This is a genomic window from Microcella sp. (genome assembly GCF_030645145.1).
In the GTDB taxonomy this organism is placed as follows: domain Bacteria; phylum Actinomycetota; class Actinomycetes; order Actinomycetales; family Microbacteriaceae; genus Microcella.
In genome coordinates this window covers 1-4,936 of sequence record NZ_JAUSMI010000144.1, presented here as the reverse complement: position 1 = coordinate 4,936, position 4,936 = coordinate 1, and the positions used below count along the sequence as shown (strand labels likewise).

Genomic DNA, 4,936 nt, shown 5'->3' with positions numbered 1-4,936 from the left:
GGCGATCGGCGTCGGGCTGCTCGCGGACGATCGTGGTCGCGCTCCCGTCGTCGTGGGGCGCGCAGGAGCGCCGATCCCCACCGCCGCGCCCGTGGGCGTCGCCGAGCGCGTCGCGCGCATCCCGGACTCGGCGGCGCCCGTCCGCGTCGAGCGCTTCGCGGCGCCCGGCGGCGACCGCTTCGAGGTGTACATCGCGGGCACGGCCGGGGAGGCCGCCGATGGCGGGCCGCTCGTCGAGGGCGGCGAGCACCCCTGGGACATGTCGAGCAACATCGCGCTCATCGCCGAGCACGACTCCTCGTCCCTGCAGGCGGTGCGGCAGGCCCTCGCCGACGCCGGTGCGGGGCCCGACTCGTCCGTCGTCTTCACCGGCTACTCGCAGGGCGCCGCGATCGCGACCCTGCTCGCGGAATCGGGCGACTTCGCCACCGCGGGGCTCGTGACCGTGGGCGCGCCCACCGGCGGGATCCCGGTCGTCGGCGACTACCCGGCGGTCGTCGTCGCGCACGACGACGATCCGATCACCGCGCTCGGCGGTCCGCAGGAGCGGACGAACGCGGTCGTCGTGACCGCGCCGCGCGGGGACGAGCCGTGGGAGGAGGGCGACCCGGTGCTCGGCGGGCACGCGATCGACGCCTATCGCGAGACCGCGGGCCGAGTCGACGCGTCACGGGCCCCGCTGCTGAGCGATGCGATCGCGCGACTGCCCGGTGATCGCGGGGGCGAGCCGGGCGAGGCGCTGAGCTACGGGGCGCGGCGGCTCAGCGCGTGCGACCCACGATCGGACGCAGGAGGACTCCGATGAGCCAGCTCAGCAGGCCGAGCACGATCGCGCCGAGGACGCCCCACCAGAAGCCGTCGACCGAGAGGCCGAAGCCGATGAGGTCGGAGATCCACGCGACGAGCAGCAGCAGGAGGGCGTTCACGACGAGCGCGATGAGGCCGAGCGTGAGCACGTACACGGGGAAGGCGACGATGCGGATGAAGTTGCCGATCACGGCGTTCACGACGCCGAAGATGAGCCCCACGAGGAGGTAGGTGAGCACCGTCGCGAGAGTGTCGTCGGGCGCGTACGACTCGACAGTGACGCCCGCGACGATGAGCGTGGTGAGCCAGAGGGCCACCGAGTTGATGAGCAGGCGCACCAGGAATCGCTTCATGAGCCCACTATGCCCCGCGCGGCCGCCCCTCGCCAGCAGGAACGAGCCGCCCGCGCCGTATCCTGACTCCGTGACCGACCCTGCGCCGATCGAGCCCGCGCCGACCGTTCGCCTGCGCCCCGAGATCGTCGCGATGCAGCCGTACCGCCAGGGGCGCCCCGCGGCCGCCGACGCCTTCAAGCTCTCGAGCAACGAGAACCCCGCCCCGCCCCACCCCGCCGTACTCGCCGCGATCGCCGAGGCGGCTGCGACGACCAATCGGTATCCGGATGCCACGGCTCTCGCCGTGCGCGAGCGCCTGGCCGCCCGGCACGGCGTGACGCCCGACGAGATCATCGTCGGCGCCGGATCCGTCAGCATCCTCGCCCAGCTGATCTCCGCCGCGGCGGGCGCGGGCGACGAGGTCGTCCACGCCTGGCGCAGCTTCGAGGCCTACCCCGGGCTCATCACCGTCGCGGGCGCCGTCGGGGTGCCGGTGGCTCTCGACGAGGAGGCCCGGCACAACCTGCCGGCGATGGCCGCGGCCGTCACCGAGCGCACGCGCCTCGTGATCGTCTGCAGCCCCAACAACCCGACCGGTCCCGCCGTGGGCGCCGACGAGTTCGAGCGATTCATGGCCGCCGTCCCGGCCGACCTCCTTGTGCTCCTCGACGAGGCGTACGCCGAGTTCGTGCGGGCCGACGGCGCCGTCGACGGCGCGACCCTCGTGCGCCGCTGGCCGAACCTCGTCATCCTCCGGACGTTCTCCAAGGCCTACGGCCTCGCGGGCCTCCGCGTCGGCTACGCGATCGCCGACCGACCGATCATCGACGCCGCGCGGGCGACCCAGATCCCGCTCTCCGTCACGGGCGCCGCGCAGGCCGCCGTCCTCGCGGCCCTCGACCACGAGGACGCGCTGCTCCTCCACGTCGCCGAGATCGCCGACCGCCGCGACGGCGTGGTGACCGCGCTGCGGGCCCAGGGCTGGGCCATCCCGCAGAGCGAGGGCAACTTCGTGTGGCTCGCGACGGGCGAGCGGACGACCGCGGTCGCCGAGCTCCTGGCCGAGGCCGGGATCATCGCACGGGCCTTCCCGCCGGAGGGCATCCGCGTCTCGATCGGCGAAGCCGAGTCTGTCGGCACCCTCCTGCGGATCGCGGGCGAGGTTGTCCGCACCCTCTGAGCGGGTGCCCCACCCCGCGCCTAGAGTGGACTCCATGTCGCACACGGCCGAGACCCTGCAGCTCCTCGCGCCCGACGGCCGACTCGTCGAGAACGAGCGCGCCGAGCGGTACCGGCCGGTCGTCGACGGCCTCGACGAGGGCCTGCTGCAGAGCTTCCACCGCACCATGGCGGTCATCCGCGCCTTCGACATCGAAGCCGGCAACCTGCAGCGCCAGGGCCAGCTCGCCCTCTGGATCCCGAGCCTCGGGCAGGAGGCCGCGCAGGTCGGCTCCGGCTACGCCGCCCGCCCGCAGGACCACATCTTCCCCGCCTACCGCGAGCACGCTGTCGGGCACATCCGCGGCCTCGACGTCGTGCAGATCATCGCGATGCTCCGCGGCCTCAGCCACGGCGGCTGGGTGCCCGAGGAGGTCGGCAACTTCCACCTCTACACGCTCGTCATCGGCTCGCAGACCCTGCACGCGACCGGCTACGCGATGGGCGTGCAGTTCGACGGGCTCGTCGGCACGGGCGACGCCGACCGCGACACCGCCGTCATGGTCTACTTCGGCGACGGCGCCACGAGCCAGGGCGATGTCAACGAGGCCTTCGTCTTCGCGCAGAGCTATCGGACCCCCCAGGTGTTCTTCCTGCAGAACAACCACTGGGCGATCTCGGTGCCCGTGAGCGTGCAGTCGCGCACGCCCCTCTTCCACCGCCCCGCGGGCTTCGGCATCCCGAGCGTGCAGATCGACGGCAACGACGTGCTCGCGAGCTACGCCGTCACGCTCGAGAGCCTCGACGCCGCACGCGCCGGCGAGGGGCCGCGCTTCATCGAGGCGCTCACCTACCGCATGGGCGCCCACACCACGAGCGACGACCCGACCAAGTACCGCGCCGACGACGAGGTCGAATCCTGGCGCCGCCGCGACCCCATCGCCCGCTTCGAGACCTACCTGCGCGGGCGCGGAGCGAGCGAGCAGTTCTTCGGCGAGGTCGCGGCCGAGGCCGCCGACTTCGCCGCCGACGCCCGCCGCCGCACCCTCGCGCTCGAGCCGCCCGCGGCCGAGTCGATGTTCGCGCACGTCTACAGCGAGCAGCATCCGGTGATGGATGCCCAGCGCGAGTGGCTGCGCAGCTACGAGGCCGCCTTCGGAGGAGACGCATGACCGACACGCTCGACGCCTCCGCCGCCGTGAGCACGACGACGGGCGCGACCGCGCACGCGACCGGCGGCGACGCGGCCGGCGCGAGCCCGGCATCCCTCATCACGGGCGGCGGCGTGCGCACGATGCCGATGGCGAAGGCTCTCAACGCGGGCCTCGCGGCGGCGCTCGCGGCCGACGAGAAGGTCGTGCTCATGGGGGAGGACATCGGGCCGCTCGGCGGCGTCTTCCGCGTGACCGAGAACCTGCAGCGCGACTTCGGCGCCCGCCGCGTCATCGACACCCCGCTCGCCGAGTCGGGCATCGTCGGCACGGCGATCGGCCTCGCGATGCGCGGCTACCGGCCGGTGTGCGAGATCCAGTTCGACGGGTTCATCTTCCCCGGTTTCGACCAGATCACGACCCAGCTCGCGAAGCTCACCGCCCGGCACGAGGGCTCGCTGCGCATGCCCGTCGTGATCCGCGTGCCCTACGGCGGGCACATCGGCGCCGTCGAGCACCACCAGGAGAGCCCCGAGGCCTACTTCGCCCACACGCCGGGCCTGCGCCTCGTGAGCCCCGCGACGCCGCACGACGCGTACTGGATGATCCAGGAGGCGATCGCGAGCGACGACCCCGTGCTGTTCTTCGAGCCGAAGAGCCGCTACTGGCCAAAGGGCCCCGTCGACCTCGACTCCTCGGGCATCGCGCTGCACGCGAGCCGCATCGTGCGCCGCGGCACCGACGTCACGGTCGTCGGCCACGGTGCGATGGTCAGCATGCTCCTCGACGCGGCGACCCTCGCCGAGGAGGAGGGCACGAGCATCGAGGTCGTCGACCTCCGCTCGCTCAGCCCCATCGACTACGAGCCACTGCTGGAGTCGGTGCGCCGCACCGGCCGACTCGTCGTCGCGCAGGAGGCCCCCGGCGGCGTGAGCGTCGGCAGCGAGATCGCCGCGACCGTCTCCGAGCGGGCGTTCTTCTCGCTCGAGGCGCCCGTCATCCGCGTCTCCGGCTTCGACACGCCCTTCCCGCCCGCGAAGCTCGAGGGCGCCTACCTCCCCGACGTCGACCGCATCCTCGACGGCGTCGACCGCGCTCTGTCGTACTGATCAGCCCAGGAGTCACCATGAGCGTTTCCGAGTTCCCGCTCCCCGACGTCGGCGAGGGTCTGACCGAGGCCGAGATCGTCTCGTGGCGCGTGCAGCCCGGCGAGACGATCACGGTCAACCAGGTGCTGTGCGAGATCGAGACGGCGAAGTCGCTCGTCGAGCTGCCGAGCCCGTTCGCCGGCACCGTCGACGCCCTGCTGGTCGCGGAGGGCGAGACCGTCGAGGTCGGCACCCCGATCGTGCGCGTCCGCGAGGGGGCGGATGCTCTCGCCGGGGCCGCGTCGCCCTCGAGCCCCGGCGCTCCGCCCGCGGGGGCCGAGACCGAGCCGCTCTCCTCCGCGCCCGCGACCGCGCTGCCCACCGCGCAGGAGGCCAC

At 73.2% G+C, this 4,936-nt stretch carries 5 protein-coding genes and 1 pseudogene; 5 read left to right on the top strand and 1 reads right to left on the bottom strand.

The annotated features are described in order from the left end of the window. A pseudogene (locus Q7T15_RS09775) lies at positions 1-805 on the top strand (hypothetical protein); the annotation flags it as partial. On the opposite strand, the gene Q7T15_RS09770 reads toward Q7T15_RS09775, so the two are convergent. Further along, the gene (locus tag Q7T15_RS09770) at positions 762-1,160 is read right to left on the bottom strand and encodes a phage holin family protein (RefSeq protein WP_304695747.1); all 399 of its coding nucleotides are present in this window, start codon (positions 1,158-1,160) and stop codon (positions 762-764) included. The pseudogene Q7T15_RS09775 and the gene Q7T15_RS09770 sit on opposite strands and share 44 nt — an antisense overlap. 133 nt (positions 1,161-1,293) lie before the next feature. On the opposite strand from Q7T15_RS09770, the gene Q7T15_RS09765 reads away from it, so the two are divergent. From Q7T15_RS09765 to Q7T15_RS09750, 4 genes are all read left to right on the top strand, one after another. Then, positions 1,294-2,322: a histidinol-phosphate transaminase gene (locus Q7T15_RS09765; protein WP_304695751.1), complete on the top strand. Its 1,029-nt coding sequence runs from the start codon at positions 1,294-1,296 to the stop codon at positions 2,320-2,322. 34 nt (positions 2,323-2,356) lie between these two features. Beyond that, positions 2,357-3,472, top strand: coding sequence for a thiamine pyrophosphate-dependent dehydrogenase E1 component subunit alpha (locus Q7T15_RS09760; protein WP_304695745.1), 1,116 nt, complete (start codon positions 2,357-2,359; stop codon positions 3,470-3,472). A gap of 122 nt (positions 3,473-3,594) precedes the next feature. Then, on the top strand, positions 3,595-4,560 hold the full coding sequence (locus tag Q7T15_RS09755) for an alpha-ketoacid dehydrogenase subunit beta (RefSeq protein ID WP_304695749.1): 966 nt from the start codon (positions 3,595-3,597) through the stop codon (positions 4,558-4,560). Positions 4,561-4,577: 17 nt separating this feature from the next. Then, a partial coding sequence (locus Q7T15_RS09750) for a biotin/lipoyl-containing protein (RefSeq protein ID WP_304695743.1) occupies positions 4,578-4,936 on the top strand: 359 nt, incomplete at its 3' end.